The sequence below is a fragment of the Vogesella facilis genome, assembly GCF_042648525.1.
In the GTDB taxonomy this organism is placed as follows: domain Bacteria; phylum Pseudomonadota; class Gammaproteobacteria; order Burkholderiales; family Chromobacteriaceae; genus Vogesella; species Vogesella facilis.
The window spans coordinates 21,294-35,852 of sequence record NZ_JBHRXN010000034.1 but is presented as its reverse complement, the minus strand read 5'-3'; the positions used below and the strand labels follow the sequence as shown (position 1 = coordinate 35,852).

General features: G+C 69.0%; 13 protein-coding genes. 5 read left to right on the top strand and 8 right to left on the bottom strand.

Annotated elements, in window-relative coordinates; all coding sequences use genetic code 11:
* Positions 1 to 36: 36 nt before the first annotated feature.
* The 3 genes from ACFOLG_RS15240 to cadR all read right to left on the bottom strand — a co-directional run bounded on the left by ACFOLG_RS15240 (position 37) and on the right by cadR (position 2,084).
* Positions 37 to 984, bottom strand: coding sequence for a DUF2145 domain-containing protein (locus ACFOLG_RS15240; RefSeq protein ID WP_386093342.1), 948 nt, complete (start codon positions 982 to 984; stop codon positions 37 to 39).
* A gap of 62 nt (positions 985 to 1,046) precedes the next feature.
* A complete protein-coding gene (locus tag ACFOLG_RS15235) occupies positions 1,047 to 1,484 on the bottom strand; it encodes a hypothetical protein (protein WP_386093340.1) in 438 nt (145 codons plus the stop codon).
* 159 nt (positions 1,485 to 1,643) lie between these two features.
* Complete coding sequence (gene cadR / locus ACFOLG_RS15230; RefSeq protein ID WP_386093338.1) at positions 1,644 to 2,084, bottom strand: Cd(II)/Pb(II)-responsive transcriptional regulator; 441 nt, start codon at positions 2,082 to 2,084, stop codon at positions 1,644 to 1,646.
* A 112-nt stretch (positions 2,085 to 2,196) separates the two neighbouring features.
* On the opposite strand from cadR, the gene ACFOLG_RS15225 reads away from it, so the two are divergent.
* Both ACFOLG_RS15225 and ACFOLG_RS15220 read left to right on the top strand, forming a co-directional pair.
* Positions 2,197 to 4,491, top strand: a complete 2,295-nt coding sequence (locus tag ACFOLG_RS15225) for a heavy metal translocating P-type ATPase (protein WP_386093336.1) — start codon at positions 2,197 to 2,199, stop codon at positions 4,489 to 4,491.
* On the top strand, positions 4,478 to 4,930 hold the full coding sequence (locus tag ACFOLG_RS15220; RefSeq protein ID WP_386093334.1) for a methyltransferase family protein: 453 nt from the start codon (positions 4,478 to 4,480) through the stop codon (positions 4,928 to 4,930). Before ACFOLG_RS15225 ends, ACFOLG_RS15220 begins: the two co-directional genes overlap by 14 nt.
* A gap of 3 nt (positions 4,931 to 4,933) precedes the next feature.
* Here the strand turns inward: ACFOLG_RS15220 and ACFOLG_RS15215 are convergent, their stop codons facing one another.
* Positions 4,934 to 5,482 carry a putative metalloprotease CJM1_0395 family protein gene (locus ACFOLG_RS15215; protein WP_386093332.1) on the bottom strand — a complete coding sequence of 183 codons (549 nt, stop codon included), beginning with the start codon at positions 5,480 to 5,482 and terminating at the stop codon, positions 4,934 to 4,936.
* A 275-nt stretch (positions 5,483 to 5,757) separates the two neighbouring features.
* The gene (locus ACFOLG_RS15210) at positions 5,758 to 7,530 is read right to left on the bottom strand and encodes an ABC transporter ATP-binding protein (RefSeq protein ID WP_386093330.1); all 1,773 of its coding nucleotides are present in this window, start codon (positions 7,528 to 7,530) and stop codon (positions 5,758 to 5,760) included.
* A gap of 116 nt (positions 7,531 to 7,646) precedes the next feature.
* Here ACFOLG_RS15210 and ACFOLG_RS15205 point away from each other — a divergent pair, with 116 nt between their 5' ends.
* On the top strand, positions 7,647 to 8,126 hold the full coding sequence (locus tag ACFOLG_RS15205) for an acyl-CoA thioesterase (RefSeq protein ID WP_386093328.1): 480 nt from the start codon (positions 7,647 to 7,649) through the stop codon (positions 8,124 to 8,126).
* A 247-nt stretch (positions 8,127 to 8,373) separates the two neighbouring features.
* Complete coding sequence (locus ACFOLG_RS15200) at positions 8,374 to 9,045, top strand: TIGR01621 family pseudouridine synthase (RefSeq protein WP_386093326.1); 672 nt, start codon at positions 8,374 to 8,376, stop codon at positions 9,043 to 9,045.
* A gap of 166 nt (positions 9,046 to 9,211) precedes the next feature.
* On the opposite strand, the gene ACFOLG_RS15195 is transcribed toward ACFOLG_RS15200, so the two are convergent.
* From ACFOLG_RS15195 to ACFOLG_RS15185, 3 genes are all read right to left on the bottom strand, one after another.
* Positions 9,212 to 9,640: a hypothetical protein gene (locus ACFOLG_RS15195; protein WP_386093324.1), complete on the bottom strand. Its 429-nt coding sequence runs from the start codon at positions 9,638 to 9,640 to the stop codon at positions 9,212 to 9,214.
* A gap of 2 nt (positions 9,641 to 9,642) precedes the next feature.
* Entirely contained in the window at positions 9,643 to 10,701 is a 1,059-nt protein-coding gene (locus tag ACFOLG_RS15190; RefSeq protein ID WP_386093322.1) for a GNAT family N-acetyltransferase, read from the bottom strand.
* Positions 10,702 to 10,835: 134 nt separating this feature from the next.
* Positions 10,836 to 13,667 (bottom strand): FAD-binding and (Fe-S)-binding domain-containing protein, encoded by a 2,832-nt coding sequence (locus ACFOLG_RS15185; protein ID WP_386093320.1) that lies wholly within the window; start codon positions 13,665 to 13,667, stop codon positions 10,836 to 10,838.
* 174 nt (positions 13,668 to 13,841) lie between these two features.
* Here ACFOLG_RS15185 and ACFOLG_RS15180 point away from each other — a divergent pair, with 174 nt between their 5' ends.
* The gene (locus ACFOLG_RS15180) at positions 13,842 to 14,393 is read left to right on the top strand and encodes an isochorismatase family protein (protein WP_386093318.1); all 552 of its coding nucleotides are present in this window, start codon (positions 13,842 to 13,844) and stop codon (positions 14,391 to 14,393) included.
* The last annotated feature ends 166 nt before the right edge of the window (positions 14,394 to 14,559 follow it).

Below are 14,559 nucleotides of genomic sequence, written 5' to 3'. Positions count from 1 at the left end.
AGGCGTGCACGCCTGCGGGCTGGCGGTAGCGGGAACTCAGCCCAGCGTGCTTACCGCATCGCCCGCCCCCGGCACGCAGCCGTCGGCAATGCTGTCCCAGCCGCGGTGCACCACCAGTTGCTGGTTACGCACGCACAGCTCTACCCGCTGGCTGTCCGGCCATTGCGCGCGCACGAACTGCTCGATGGCCGCCGGCATGCTCACCCGGTAGTGGCGGGCGGCCAGCTCGGCCGCCGGGTGGTCGCCGTTGTGCAGCAGCGGCACCAGGTAGGCGGCCCACACCAGGAAGCCGTATTTCACGTCGATGCTGCTGGGCTGGTACTGCGCCTGCTGCAGCCAGGCTTGCGCCGCCTCGCGCGGCGCCGCCGCGGCCGGCAACTGCCCCCAGGCGCGCGCCAGCAGCTCCGCCAGCCACTGGTTGCAATTCTGGTACTGGGTGGAAAACGCGTAGGCATTGGCGCTGTACTGCGCGCCCAGCATGGCCAGTGCCTGCGCGCGGTCCAGCGCGGTGGCCGCCAGCTGCTGCTCGGCGCGCGGCGGCAGCAGCAGCACGGAGACATAGGCGCTGTCCTGCTGGTGGCTGTCGAGCAGGAAGCCGGACAGGCCCTGGTCGTAGATGTGCGGCTGGCTGTCGTCGCAGGCGTAGTACAGCTGGCGCACCGACCACGGCGTGTTCGGACTCTGCCGCAGGCTGATGCCGGCGTGGGTGTAGCGGATGGCGAAGCGGTCGAGATCCAGCCCGGCGCGCGCCACGATGGCGGCCTGGCTGCCGGATTGCTCCAGCAGCTGCTTGACCGCGTCGCTGAACAACAGCAGGCGGTTTTTCTGCTGTGCGGACTGCGCCGCCGGCCGGTCGCAGAACAGCAGCGAATTGGCCTGGGCCGGCACGGCGGCCAGCAGCAGCCAGCCGGCGAGCAGGCAGCTCGCCGTCAGCAGCTTGCGGCCAACGTTGGCTAACAACGGGGACACGATGGGGGCGGGCATGGCGGTGGCAATCGGGAGGCAGGAACGGCGTGGCGCCGGCAGCGGGCCGGCGCAGCGGGGAATCAGGACAGCTGCTTGGGCTGCAGCTCCTGCAGCCAGGCCTGTTCCAGCACCAGCACGAACGGCGCCGCGCTATCGGCCTTGGCGAACGCCAGGCCGTACGGGCGCTTGCTGGCGGTAACGGTATTGCCGCTGGCCACGGCGGCGTGCTGCGCATCCGCCTGCGGCACATACAGGTAGAAATCGGCCTGCTGCGGGTTGTTGAGCGCCTGCAGCGTCAGGCGCAGCTGGCCGGGTTTGCCGTCGGCCTGGGCCACGTCGATCACCTTGTAATCGCCTTCGGCCACGTGCAGCGCCTTGGACGAGCCGCGCACGGTGTCGGAGATGCTGCCTACCGTGGCGCTGACGCTTTCCGACGAGGAGTACAGCGAGATGGCCTGGGCGGCCGGGGCGGCCAGCAGGCAGCCGGCCAGGGTGAGGACAGAAAAGATCGTTGGCATGGACAACTTCATCGGGACAGGCTTTCCAGGGTAAATGTTTCCGGTTGGTAGCCACTTGGTACGTAATTATTAATATTTATTAATGACTTACGTGCCGTGGCGGCCAGCAAACCGGCAACTATACTGCCTGGCGCGGGACGCGGCCAGCCCCGGGGGCGCTCAATCGCCGCCGGCGCTGTCGTGGCAGGCGCAGCCTTCGCCGCTGGCGGCGCCTTCCAGCGTCTTGAGGATGCCGCAGTCGGCCACGGTATGCGGCGCATCGCAGCGGGCGCGCAGGGTGAGCAGCTGCTGCTCCAGCCGCTGCAGGCTGGCGATCTGCTGGTGGATGCGGCCGATCTGCGCATCCAGCAGCGCGTTGATGTCGTCGCAGGGCGCGGCGGACGGGTGCAGGTGGTAGTCCTGCAGCCGGCGGATGTCGGCCAGCGACATGTCCAGCGAACGGCAGTGGCGGATGAAGGCCAGCTGCTCCAGGTGCGGCAGCTCGTAGCGGCGGTAGCCGCTGGCGCTGCGCGCCGGCGCCGGCAGCAGGCCCTCGCGTTCGTAGTAGCGGATGGTTTCCGTGTCGCAGCCGCTCTTTCTGGCCAGTTCACCGATCTGCATGGCAGTCTCCCGAAAATGTGCTTGACCTTATAGTAGCTACAAGGTTTGCAATGCGGCAATCAGCTGGCCGGTAGTACGTCGCCGGCAGCCCGAATTCATTGCGGAGACCGACATGAACAAATGTTGCCACAGCAGCGCGGCAGAGCAGGCCGCCGGCCAGCGGCATGAGCACCAGCCTGAGCACGGCCATGCCCACGCGCATGGGCACGGCCACGACCATCAGCACGACCATTCGCACGAGCACGCCGCTTGCGGTGGCGCCCCGGCAGTGGCGGCGCCGGCCGCGCCGCCACCGGCCGGCAGTCAGCCGTGGCGGCTGGCGATTCCGGCTATGGACTGCCCCACCGAGGGGCGCATGGTGGAAAAGGCGCTGGCCGGCATGGCCGGCGTGCTGCAGCTGGACTTCAACTACATCGAGCGCACGCTGATCGTGCATCAGCAGGGCGCCAGCCTGGCCGCCGTGCAGCAGGCGCTGGCTGCCAGCGGCCTGGCCGCGCGGCTGCAGGAGAATGCGGCCAACCTTGTCGCCCCGGTGCGGCCGGCCGGCTGGCCGCTGTGGAGCGCCGGCGTGCTGGCGCTGCTGGCGGAGGCGCTGGCCTTTGCCGGCCAGGCGGAAAGCGGCTGGCCGGTGGTGTCGCTGGCGGCGGCATCGATGCTGCTGGGCGGGCGTGCCACCGCGCGTAAGGGCTGGTATGCGCTGAAGAGCCGCAGCCTCAACATCTACTTCCTGATGAGCCTGGCGGTAGGCGGTGCCATGCTGCTGGGGCAGTGGCCGGAGGCGGCGATGGTGCTGTTCCTGTTCGCGCTGTCGGAGCGGCTGGAAGCGATGTCGCTGGCACGCGCCGGCGCCGCAGTGCGCGCGCTGATGGCGCTCAAGCCGGAGCTGGCCTGGGTGCAGCACGGCGACGACTGGCGGCAGGTGGCGGCCGGCAGCGTCGAGGTTGGCCGCATCGTGCGCGTGCGCCCCGGCGAGCGCGTGCCGCTGGACGGGCGCATCGCCAGCGGCCACAGCGATTTCGACGAAGCGGCGATCAACGGCGAGAGCCTGCCGCTGGCCAAGGGGCCGGGCGAGCAGGTGTTCGCCGGCACCATCAACGGCGCGGCGCTGGTGACGGTACAGGTAACCGCCAGCGCCGACGGCAGCCTGCTGGCACGCATCATCGCGCGGGTGCGCGATGCGCAGGCCGGCAAGGCCGCCACCCAGCGTTTTATCGACCGCTTCGCCGCGGTGTACACCCCGCTGGTGGTGACGCTGGCCGTGCTGTTCGCCATTGGTGCGCCGTTGGCCGGCTGGCTGCCGTGGCAGCAGGCGTTGTACCAGGCGCTGGTGCTGCTGGTAATCGCCTGCCCGTGCGCACTGGTGATTGCCACCCCGGTGACGCTGGTGTCGGCGCTGTCCGCCGCCGCCCGCCACGGCATGCTGATCAAGGGGGGCGCGGCGCTGGAAACCGCCGCCCGGGTGCGGGTGGTGGCACTGGACAAGACCGGCACCCTGACCCGCGGCCAGCCGGCACTGGCCGACATCCGCTGCCTGGATGCGGCGCTGGACGAGCGTGGAGCGTTGCAACTGGCGGCCAGCCTGGAGGCGCATTCCACCCACCCGCTGGCGCGCGCGGTGCTGCAGGCGGCACAGCAGCAGGGTATCGCGCCGCTGGCGGTGGACGGGTTGCAGGAGCTGGCCGGCGAGGGCGTCATTGCCGGCATCGGCGGGGTGCGTTACGGCCTGGGCAATGCCAGGTTGGCCGCACGGCTGGGCGTGGCCGAGACGGCGCTGGCTGCCAGCGACTACCGCCAGCGCGGCGGCATGCTGCTGTGCGCTGACGGCCGGCTGCTGGCCGCGCTGCAGGTGGCGGACAGCCTGCGGCCGGAAGCGCTGGCGGCGGTGGCGGCGCTGCAGCGCCAGGGCATGCGACTGCAGGTGCTATCCGGCGACCACCCGGCGGAGGTGGCACGCATCGCCGCCGCCGCCGGCATTGCCGCCGCCACCGGCGCGCTGCTGCCGGAGGACAAGCTGGCCAGCATCCGCGCGCTGGGCCAGCATGGCGCGGTGGCGATGGTGGGCGACGGCGTCAACGACGCGCCGGCGCTGGCGCAGGCCGAGCTGGGCATCGCCATGGGCGCCGCCGGCAGCGACGTGGCGCTGGAAACCGCCCAGGTGGCGCTGATGGAAGACCGGCTGGACAAGCTGCCGCAGCTGTTCGCCCATGCCCGCCGCAGCATGGCGCTGCTGCGCGCCAACATCGTGCTGGCGCTGGCGATCAAGCTGGTATTTTTTGTGCTGGCGCTGGCCGGGGTAGCCAGCCTGTGGATGGCGGTGTTCGCCGATGTCGGGGCGAGCCTGCTGGTGATTTTCAACGGCCTGCGCCTGGCGCGGCCGATCGGGGAGGCAAAGCATGAACGCACTTGAATGCAAGCTGCCGCCACCACTGGTGGCACTGCTGTGTGCCGGCTTGATGTATGGGCTGCACGGCTGGCTGCCTGCGGCCATGCCGCTGCCGGCGGCGCTGGCGTGGCCGTTCGTGGCGCTGGGGCTGCTGCTGGATGGCAGCGCGGTGCTGGCTTTTTTCCGCCAGCACACCACGGTGAATCCGCTCAAGCCGCAGAACAGCACGGCGCTGGTGGTGAGCGGCTTCTACCGGCTCAGCCGCAACCCGATGTACCTGGGCATGCTGTGCCTGCTGCTGGCCTGGGCGCTGTGGCTGGGCAACTGGGCGGCGCTGGCCGGGCCGCTGCTGTTCTGGCTGTGGATCACCCGCTGGCAGATCGTGCCGGAGGAGCGGGCGTTGGCCGCACGCTTTGGCGACGACTACCTGGCCTACTGCCGCCGGGTGCGGCGCTGGTTGTAAGGCTCAGGCGCGGGTGTTGACGGCCAGCCCCTGCAGCAGCGGGGCGTCGCCGTCGGCATAGGCCTGGCTCAGCTTGCTCTGCTGCTGGCGTTGCTGCGCTTCCTCGGCCAGCGCCTGCAGCTCCATCTGCCGCGCCCTGGCGGCCACCGCCAGATCCTGGCCGGAGGGCTGCGCCGGTGCCAGTGCGGCGCCCTGGATGATGCGTGCCTTCTGCGCGGTTTCCTGCGGCGTGCGCGCCGGCGATACCTCGATGCTGACGCTGCCGCCGATGGCGTAGCGCGCGCCGTCCGGCCCCTGCTGGTAGTCGTAGCTGGGGCCGCTGACGCTGATGCCGCTGGCGGCGGCCAGGTGCGCCTGCTCGTGGGCGCGCACCTCGCGGTCGCGGTTCTGCAGCGCGCGCAGCAGCGCCTGGTCGTCCTCGCTGAGCTTGCCATTGCTGCTGCTGCCGCTGCTGTAGCCGGGCGAGCGGTCGGCAATGGTCGACAGGCTCCCCGCGCTGCCGTACAGCGCAGCGCCGTAACCGCCGGAAGAGGAGATGCCGGAAATTGCCATGAGGAATCAGCCACTTGGGAAGGCTGATTCATTGTAGGACATCGCCACCAGTAGCAAGGGCGTGCCCATGGGTACGCCCTTGCTGAGAGTGTTGATAAAGTCCTTTTGCCTCGCAAAAGGACTTTGTTTTGTAAACGGGAAGGCTGCCGATTCAAAGGCTTAGCTGGAGCGGCCCGGCTTCGCTGGGCCCGGTGGCGCATAAATGGGTATTTTGTCAGCAGCCTGCGCAAGGGCGTGCCTGCGGGCACGCCCTTGCTGTGCGGCCGGCCGGCGCCTCAGGCGGTGATGCTGCTGCGCTCGCCGGTCTGCAGCCGCCACAGCGCGGCATAGCTGCCACCCGCGGCCAACAGCTGCTCGTGGGTGCCGGTTTCCATCACGCGGCCATGCTCCAGTACGTAGATGCAGTCGGCGTGGCGCACGGTGGACAGGCGGTGGGCGATCACCAGCGTGGTGCGGCCCCGCGACACCACCTCCAGCGAGCGCTGGATCGCCGCCTCGGTTTCGTTGTCCACCGCGCTGGTGGCTTCGTCCAGCACCAGGATGCGCGGGTCTTTCAGGATGGCGCGCGCCAGTGCCAGCCGCTGGCGCTGGCCGCCGGACAGCTTCTGGCCGCGCTCGCCCACCGCGGTGTCGTAGCCCTGCGGCAGGCGGGCGATGAACTCGTCGGCCTCGGCGGCGCGCGCGGCGGCGATGATGGCCTCGCGGCTGGCATGCGGCATGCCGTAGGCGATGTTGGCCGCCACCGTGCCGTCGGTGAGGAACACGTCCTGGCTCACGTAACCGATGGCGCGGCGCAGATCGGCCAGCGCCAGCGCGCGGATGTCCTGGCCGTCCAGGGTGATGCTGCCGTGCGCCGACTCGTAAAAGCGCAGCAGCAGCTTGATCAGCGTGCTCTTGCCGGAGCCGGTGGCGCCGACGAAGGCCACGGTGCGGCCGGCCGGCACCTGCAGCGACACCTCGTGCAGTACCTGCTGCTCGCCGTAGCCGAATGACAGCTTGTTGAAAGCCAGCGCGCCGGATACTTGCGCGGCAGGCAGCGGCGCGCCGTGGTAGTCGATGGTGAGCGGCGCGGCCAGCACGCCCAGCACGCGGTCGATGGCGGTCATCGAGCGCTGGTACAGGTCGGCGATGTCGGCCAGGCCGGTAAGCGGCCACAGCAGGCGCTGGGTCAGGTACACCAGCACCGAGTAACTGCCGACGCCGATGGCGCCGGACAGCGCCAGGTAGCCGCCGTACACCAGCGTTACCACGAAGCCGGCCAGGATCGCCATGCGGATCACCGGGATGATGGCGGACGACAGGCGGATGGCGCGGGCGTTGGCCGCACGGTAGCGCTCGCTGGCATCGCGGATGTGCTCGGCCTCGAACTCCTCGGCGGTAAAGGCCTTGATGGTGGCGATGCCCAGCAGATTGTTGTTGAGGCGGCCGTTCACCACCCCGACCGCCTCGCGCACCGCGGCATAGCGCGGGGCGATGCGGCGCTGGAACCAGAAGGTGCCGAACAGGATCAGCGGCACCGGGAACAGCGCGATCACCGCCAGCTTAGGCGCCAGGTAGAAGAACACCGCACTTACCAGCACGCTGGAGCACAGCACCTGGATGATGCTGTTGGCGCCGCCGTTGAGAAAGCGCTCCATCTGGTTGATGTCGTCGTTGAGAATGGACATCAGATTGCCGGTGCTCTTATTCTCGAAATAGGCCAGCGGCAGCTTCTGCACGTGGCGGTAGGCGTCCAGCCGCAGGTCGTGCTGCAGGTTCTGCGCGAGGTTGCGCCAGCGCAGCTGGTACAGGTATTCGAACAGCGACTCGCCGCCCCAGATCAACACGGTGAGCAGGCCCAGCCACAGCAGCTGGTGGAAGGTGTCGGTGATGCCGAGGCGGGCCAGGAACGAATCCTGCTTGCTCACCACCACATCCACCGCCACGCCGATCAGCACCTCGGGCAGGATGTCGAAGAATTTGTTGCACACGGAAAACAGGCTGGCAAGATACGCATCCCGCCGGTAATGGCGGGCGTACTGGAACAGTCGCGACAATGAAGAAGACATGGCGGTAGCGGGCGGTGGGGTGGGAGTGCCATTGTACGCCGCCGTCATCGCAAACAGTGAACACATGCCGGTCGCCTGTTTGGGCGGCCACAAGGCAGAAAGGACAGGCAGGGATTATGAGCGAACAAAGCATGAATCAGCGCGAGCTGAGCATGTCGGTACTGATGACGCCGGACATGGCCAACTTCTCCGGCAACGTGCACGGCGGCGTGCTGCTGAAGCTGCTGGACCAGGTGGCCTACGCCTGTGCCAGCCGCTATGCCGGCTGCTACGTGGTGACGCTGTCGGTGGATCAGGTGCTGTTCAAGCAGCCGATCCACGTCGGCGAGATGGTGACCTTCTACGCCAGCGTCAACCACGTTGGCCGCACCTCGATGGAAGTGGGCATCAAGGTGGTGGCGGAGAACATCCAGCAGCGCAGCGTGCGCCACACCAACAGCTGCTACTTCACCATGGTGGCCTACGACAATGGCCAGGCAATGCCGGTACCGCCGCTGTCGCTGGATACCGAAAGCCACAAGAAGCGCTTCCGCGAGGCCGAAATCCGCAAGCAGATGCGGCTGGCGGCGCGCAAGATGGAAGAAGCACTGGGCTGAGCCTTGCCGCACGGTGCCGCCCGAGAGGGCAGTGCCGGCGGCGCTCAAGCCGGCCGCGCCAGCGTGGCGCTGGTGTGGCAACGTGGTCGCGCCCCGCCGCGGATGATGTGCGCGCTCGCGGGCATGGCCGCCCGGGTCATGCCGGCGCGTGGCGGGCGCTGCGGTGACGTCTAGCGTGGCCGGGACACTTGCCCTGCGGCCATGCGCTGGCGACAATGCCGGCCGTTTCCCATTCCGAAAGCCCCGCATGTTCCAGCTCGTCGCCACCGACCCGCGCTTCTACGTGATCGCCAAGGCACCGGGCGTCGGCTTCCACCGCGAGGACGACGCGCCCGGCGTGCTGGACATCCTGCGCGACGGCCTGCAGGATGCGGCGCTGTGGCCGGTACACCGGCTGGACAAGGTTACCTCCGGTTTGCTGCTGGTGGCGCGCAGCCAGGCCGTGGCCGCCGCGCTGGGCGCCGCCTTTGCCGGCCGCGAGGTGCAGAAGTACTACCTGGCGCTGTCCGACGCCAAACCCAGCCGCAAGCAGGGGCTGATCAAGGGCGATATGGACAAGGGCCGCGGCGGCGCCTGGCGCCTGTGCCAGAGCCAGGCCAACCCGGCGGTCACCCAGTTCTTCAGCCATTCGCTGGCGCCGGGGCGGCGGCTGTTCGTGCTGCGCCCGCGCAGCGGCAAGACCCACCAGCTGCGGGTGGCGATGAAGTCGCTGGGCGCGCCAATTCTCGGCGATGCGCTGTACGGCGGCAGCGCCGCCGACCGCACCTATCTGCATGCCTACGCGCTGAGCTTTGCGCTGGATGGCGAGTCGTTCAGTTTCAGCAGCCTGCCCGCGCACGGCGAATGTTGGCCGCAAGCGCAGCTGGCCGACTACCTGGCGGCCAACCCGCCGGCGGCACTGCCGTGGCCGGCGCTGTAGTGCCGGCCAGGCGTGATGGTGGTCACTGGCATGTCTGCGTCATTCACGTTGCGGCCAGGGCGGTAGCGGCTTGCCCGTGTACCGAGCGGCAGCGCTAGCAACATCAGTATTCGCATCACAAATTCAACATTGCCCGGTTTGCGCTAACGCCGCGGCCAAGCGCGGCTCACTTGCTGGCGCGTTGGCGCGGCTCCGGCGGAATGCCGCTCAGGTGCCGCGCCTGCACCTCGAACGGATTGTCCCAGTACGGCCGCCTGCCGCGCAGCCATTGCCACAGGCTGGCGGCCGGGTAGGCCAGCAGCAACAGTACGCCCCAGCGCTGGAACTGCCGCACGTGCACCTGCTCGTGCGCGCGCAGCGCCGCCAGCACGGCATGATTCTGCCCCACGATCACCTGCCCCAGGGTGAGGGCGTCAAACGGCAGCCGGTGGTGCTGCCAGCGCCGTGGCAGCGCTATCTCCAGACACGTTGGCAGCTCGCCGCGACTGCGGCGCAGACTGCCGCCGCACAGCAGCAGCGGCAGCGCACACAGCAGGCCCAGCAGCGAGCACGGCGCCGCCCACAGACTGCCGGCCAGCTGCAGCAGGCGGCGCATGGTTATTTCAGCGCCCGTGCCATCAGCAGGCTGTCGTGGTAGCCGCCGTGGCGCAGGCTGTCGCCGCGCAGCGTGGCTTCGCGGGCAAAACCGTATTTTTCATACAGCGCGATCGCCGGCGCGTTGTCGCTGAACACCTTCAGCTGCAGCCGGCGGTAGGGCAGGTAGTCGCCGGCCTGTTGCAGCAGCGCCCGCAGCAGCGCGCTGCCCACCCCCTGGCCGTGTTGCGCCGGATGCACGGTGATGCCCAGTTCGGCGATGTGGCCCAGCCGCGGGTTGTCGCCGGGCTGCCAGATGCCGGCATTGCCGATGATGCCGCCGGCGGCGTCCAGCGCCACCAGGCCGAGGTTGCCGGCGCTCAGCCGCTGCCGCCAAAACGCCTCGTTGGGGTAGGGCAGCTGCAGGGTGTTGGCCTGGGTGCTGTCGTGTGCCATCAGCGCCGCCACGCCGGCGGCGTCGGCCGGCTCGCTGTGGCGCAGGCTGAATGGCTGGCGGCTGCCATCGCGCCGCGCGACCGCGCCCGGTTGCGCAGTATGCTCCGCAAGGTTGGCCGCATGCTCGCCGGGGCGAAAGCGCAGCCGCGCCATCAGCACCGCGTCCTCGTACACCCCTTCGCGCAGGTTGAAGCCGCGCGCCACGCCCTCGTGCGCGAAGCCGTAGCGCTGGTACAGCGCGATGGCGCCGTGGTTGTCGTGTACCGCATCCAGCTCGATGCGCTTCAGATCCAGCCAGTTGTCGGCGTAGTCCAGCAGCGCGCGCAGCAGGCTGCTGCCCGCGCCCTTGCCCTGCCAGTCGTCGCGCACCATCAGGAACAGCAGCGCGCTATGCCGGCGCCGTGCCGAGATGGCCAGATGCAGGCCGCCGCAGGCCACCAGTTCGCCGTCCGGGGTGCAGGCCACCAGTGCGTGGATGTGCGGCGGGAAGTTGTCCAGCAGCTGCTGCACGCTGGCCAGCGACTGGAACGGTTGCTGCAGGGTGTTGCGCACCACGCCGGGGCTGGTGCGCAGGCGGTGCAGCGCGGCGGCGTCGGTGGGGGCGAGGCGGCGGATCTGGTAGTTCATCGGTGGCTTTCGGCGTTGCCGGGGCGGCAGCGGCTGGCCGCGCCCGAACCCACACCATGCCATGCGCTTAGCCGGCAACACAACTGCCCGTGCGGCCAACGTTGTGGCGGCACGGGCAGTTGCCGGGGTGTGCTCTAGCGCCGCGGCTGGCTGGCCTTGTCCACCAGCACCATCAGGTGCTGGTAGGGGATGCCGCTGTGGCTGGACAGGCCGATCTCGCAGGTGGCGCTGGTGGAGAAGCCGCCGCAGCAGCCGGCCACCTGTTCTTTCAAGCCGGTCAGAGCGCTTTCGTTCAGCTCCGGGTGCGAAAAGCCCTTGTCGCCGGCAAAGCCGCAGCAGGTGATGCCGGCCGGTTCGATCACCGTCTTGGCGCAGCGCCGTGCCAGCGCGTTGAGGTTGGCGCTCTGGCCCTTCTTGCGCATCGAGCACACCACGTGCAGCGCCACGGTGTCGTCCTGCGGGCTGAACTGCAGGTACTGCGCGGCCTCTTCCTGCACGAAGCTGGTCACGTCGAGGATGCGCAGCCGTGGGTCGGCGATGCCATCCAGCAGCGCGGCGGTGCACACGCCGTTGTCGATGATCACCGGCCAGCGGCCGTTTTCCGTGGCGGCCAGCAGCGCGGCTTCCACCTCGTTCACCTTCTTCTGCGCCGCCTCGGCCGCGCCCTTGGACTTGAACGGCGTGCCGCAGCACAGGCTGGCCAGATTGTCCGGGTAGATCAGCCGGTAGCCGGCCTTGCCCAGCACCGAGGCCACCACCTCGTTCAGCGGCCGGGCGTCCGGCATATTGGCCGCCGGGGCGAAGGTACGGGTCAGGCAGGACGGCAGGTACACCACGCGGCGTTCGGCGTGCGCCTGGCCGGCGGCCAGTTGCAGCTTGCCGGCGGCGCGCGGGAAGTACGGCGTCCAGCGCGGAATCTTGCGGCCAACTACCTTGCGCAGGCCGCGCATCACGGCGCCGGTGGCGGCGTCGCCGGCCAGCGCGTGCAGGGTGTCCAGCGCCTTCAGCCCCAGCCGCGCGCCGGCGGTGGCGGTGGCGAAGTTGTCGGCCAGGGTGTTGGCGGTGGCCCAGCCGATGTCGGACAGCTGCGCCTGGCGGATCAGGCTGGTGAGGCTGCCGGTGTTGATGCCCACCGGGCAGGCGGTTTCGCACAGCCCGCAGGTGGTACAGGTCTCGTCGCCGGCGTACTGGTAGGCGGCCTGGATCTCGGCCAGCCGCTCGCTGTCGCCCTGCTTTGCCAGCAGCGCCATTTCGCGGTTGGCGACGATGCGCTGGCGCGGGGTGAGGGTGATGGCGCGGCTGGGGCACATCACCTCGCAGAAGCCGCATTCGATGCATTTGTCGATCAGCGCATTGGCCGCCGGGATCGGCTTCAGGTCGCGCACGTGCAGCTGTTTGTCGCGGGTGATGATCACGTCCGGGTTGAGGATGCCCTGCGGGTCGAACAGTGCCTTGATCTCCTGCATCAGACGGAACGCCGCTGCGCCCCATTCCAGCTCCACGAACGGCGCCATATTGCGGCCGGTGCCGTGCTCGGCCTTCAGCGCGCCTTCGTATTCCACCGCCACCAGCTGGCACACCGCGTCGAGGAAGGCCTCGTAGCGGGCGATTTCCGCCGCGCCGCTGAAGTTGGGGGTGAACACGAAGTGCAGGTTGCCTTCCAGCGCGTGGCCGAAAATGATCGCCTCGTGGTAGCCGAACTGCTGGAACAGCGCCTGCAGCTTGAGCGTGCCCTCGGCCAGGTGCTCGATGGGGAAGGCCACGTCCTCGATGATCACCGTGGTTTCCGCCGCACGCATCGCCCCCACGCTGGGGAACATGCCCTTGCGGATGTTCCAGTAGCGGGTGTACTCGGCGCTATCGCTGGTGAAGCGGATGCCGTCTAGGCTGGCGATGTGGCCGATGCGGTTTTCGATGAAGGCCACGTTGGCCGCAAGCTGGCCGGCGTCGGCGGCGCGGGTTTCCATCAGGATGGCGGCGGCGTCCGGCCCCAGCGTCTTGATGAACGCCGGCACCCCGGCCTTGTTCTCCACCGACTGCAGGCTGGCGCGGTCCAGCAGCTCGGCCGAGGACACCACGTCCTTGTGCTGCGCCAGCAGCTGTACCGCGTCGCAGGCGGCCTTGATGTCTGGGTAGAACACCAGGGCGGAGGCCTTGTGCGGATGCTCCTCCACCGTGCGGTAGCTGACTTCGGCAACAAAACCCAGCGTGCCCTCGCTGCCCACCATCAGGTGGGTGAGCATCTCCAGCGGGTCGGCAAAATCCAGCAGCGCGTTCAGGCTGTAGCCGGTGGTGTTCTTCATTTTGTACTTGCGGCGAATCTTCGCCGCCAGCGCCTCGTCGGCCAGCACGCGCTGGCGCAAGGCGGCCAACTGTGCCAGCAGGCCGGCGTGGCTGACGCGGAACGCCGCCACGCTGGCGGCGTCGCCGCTGTCCAGCAGCGCGCCGTCGGCCAGCAGCAGGCGCAGGCTCAGCAGCGTCTGGTAACTGTTCTGCGCGGTGCCGCAGCACATGCCGCTGGAGTTGTTGTTGACGATGCCGCCTATCATCGCCGAGTTGATGGTGGCCGGGTCGGGGCCGATCTTGCGGCCGTAGGGCAGCAGCGCGGCATTGGCCTCGGCGCCGATCACCCCTGGCTGCAGGCGGATGGCCGCACCGTTATCCAGCACCTGCAGCCGCTTCCAGCCGTGGCTGGCCACCACCAGGATGGAATCGCTCACCGCCTGGCCGGACAGCGAGGTGCCGGCGGCGCGGAAGGTCACCGCCAGCTGCAGGCTGGCCGCCTCGCGCAGGATGGCGCGCACCTCGTCCTCGTTTTCGGTCTTGATCACCACCTTGGGCGTCAGCCGGTAACAGGAGGCATCGGTACCGTAGGCCAGCGTCGACAGCGGGTCGGTGAACACCCGGCGCGCCGAGATGGTTTCCAGGATGCGTTGATGGAATTCGCGGTAAGCGCCTTGCAGCATGAGTCTCTCCGGCGGCCGTGCGGGCCTGTGCTCTGTATTGCCCGCATGGTGCCACAACGCGTTGCCGCGCCCATCTGGGGTTTGCCCTTGCTTATGGCAACTGCGTAAGCTGTGCAAGGTCATAGTAGGAGCCGGCTTGTAACGGCGAAAGCCGGAATTACCGAGGAGAGCAATATGCTGATCGACAAGAACGACGCCACCCTGCTGGTGGTGGATGTGCAGCAGAAGCTGCTGCCGGCGGTGCTGGACGCGGCGGGCATGCTGGCGCGCTGCCGCTGGCTGGTGTCGGCGGCGCACGACGTGGGGCTGCCGGTGGTGTTTTCCGAGCAGTACCCGCACGGCCTCGGCCATACCGTGCCCGAGCTGCTGGCGGCGGCGCCGGCGGCGCTGGTGGTGGAAAAGCTGCATTTTTCCTGCGTGGCGGCGGACTGCCTGCCGGAGGATTTGCTGGCGCGCAGCCAGGTGCTGGTGTGCGGCATGGAGACGCATGTCTGCGTGCTGCAGACGGTGCTGGGGCTGCTGGCACTGGGCAAGCAGGTGTTCGTGGTGGCCGACGCGGTTTCCAGCCGTGGCGAAATGAACCGCGACTACGGCCTGCAGCGCATGCGCGATGCCGGCGCGGTGCTGGTGACGCGCGAGATGGTGCTGTTCGAAGCGCTGCGGGTGTCCGGCAGTGCCGAGTTCAAGGCCATGAGCCAGCGCTACCTGGTGGGCGAGCAGCCGTGAGCGTCAGCTCGCGCGCGCGGTTTGCCGGGCCTTGCGTGTCACTGTCGCAGGCGCCGCTAGCGCTACGGCACGCCGCGGTGTTGCCTGCTGCGCGCGGCGCCAGAAAGACAAAAGGTTGGCCGCATTGCTGCGGCCAACCTTGTTGCCTGTCGAGATGACGGCTGAG

Excerpts from the sequence above, each read along its gene's own strand:
- ACFOLG_RS15240 (WP_386093342.1), bottom strand. The coding sequence starts at position 984 with ATGCCCGCCCCCATCGTGTCCCCGTTGTTAGCCAACGTTGGCCGCAAG.
- ACFOLG_RS15235 (WP_386093340.1), bottom strand. The coding sequence starts at position 1,484 with ATGCCAACGATCTTTTCTGTCCTCACCCTGGCCGGCTGCCTGCTGGCC.
- cadR (WP_386093338.1), bottom strand. The coding sequence starts at position 2,084 with ATGCAGATCGGTGAACTGGCCAGAAAGAGCGGCTGCGACACGGAAACC.
- ACFOLG_RS15225 (WP_386093336.1), top strand. The coding sequence starts at position 2,197 with ATGAACAAATGTTGCCACAGCAGCGCGGCAGAGCAGGCCGCCGGCCAG.
- ACFOLG_RS15220 (WP_386093334.1), top strand. The coding sequence starts at position 4,478 with ATGAACGCACTTGAATGCAAGCTGCCGCCACCACTGGTGGCACTGCTG.
- ACFOLG_RS15215 (WP_386093332.1), bottom strand. The coding sequence starts at position 5,482 with ATGGCAATTTCCGGCATCTCCTCTTCCGGCGGTTACGGCGCTGCGCTG.
- ACFOLG_RS15210 (WP_386093330.1), bottom strand. The coding sequence starts at position 7,530 with ATGTCTTCTTCATTGTCGCGACTGTTCCAGTACGCCCGCCATTACCGG.
- ACFOLG_RS15205 (WP_386093328.1), top strand. The coding sequence starts at position 7,647 with ATGAGCGAACAAAGCATGAATCAGCGCGAGCTGAGCATGTCGGTACTG.
- ACFOLG_RS15200 (WP_386093326.1), top strand. The coding sequence starts at position 8,374 with ATGTTCCAGCTCGTCGCCACCGACCCGCGCTTCTACGTGATCGCCAAG.
- ACFOLG_RS15195 (WP_386093324.1), bottom strand. The coding sequence starts at position 9,640 with ATGCGCCGCCTGCTGCAGCTGGCCGGCAGTCTGTGGGCGGCGCCGTGC.
- ACFOLG_RS15190 (WP_386093322.1), bottom strand. The coding sequence starts at position 10,701 with ATGAACTACCAGATCCGCCGCCTCGCCCCCACCGACGCCGCCGCGCTG.
- ACFOLG_RS15185 (WP_386093320.1), bottom strand. The coding sequence starts at position 13,667 with ATGCTGCAAGGCGCTTACCGCGAATTCCATCAACGCATCCTGGAAACC.
- ACFOLG_RS15180 (WP_386093318.1), top strand. The coding sequence starts at position 13,842 with ATGCTGATCGACAAGAACGACGCCACCCTGCTGGTGGTGGATGTGCAG.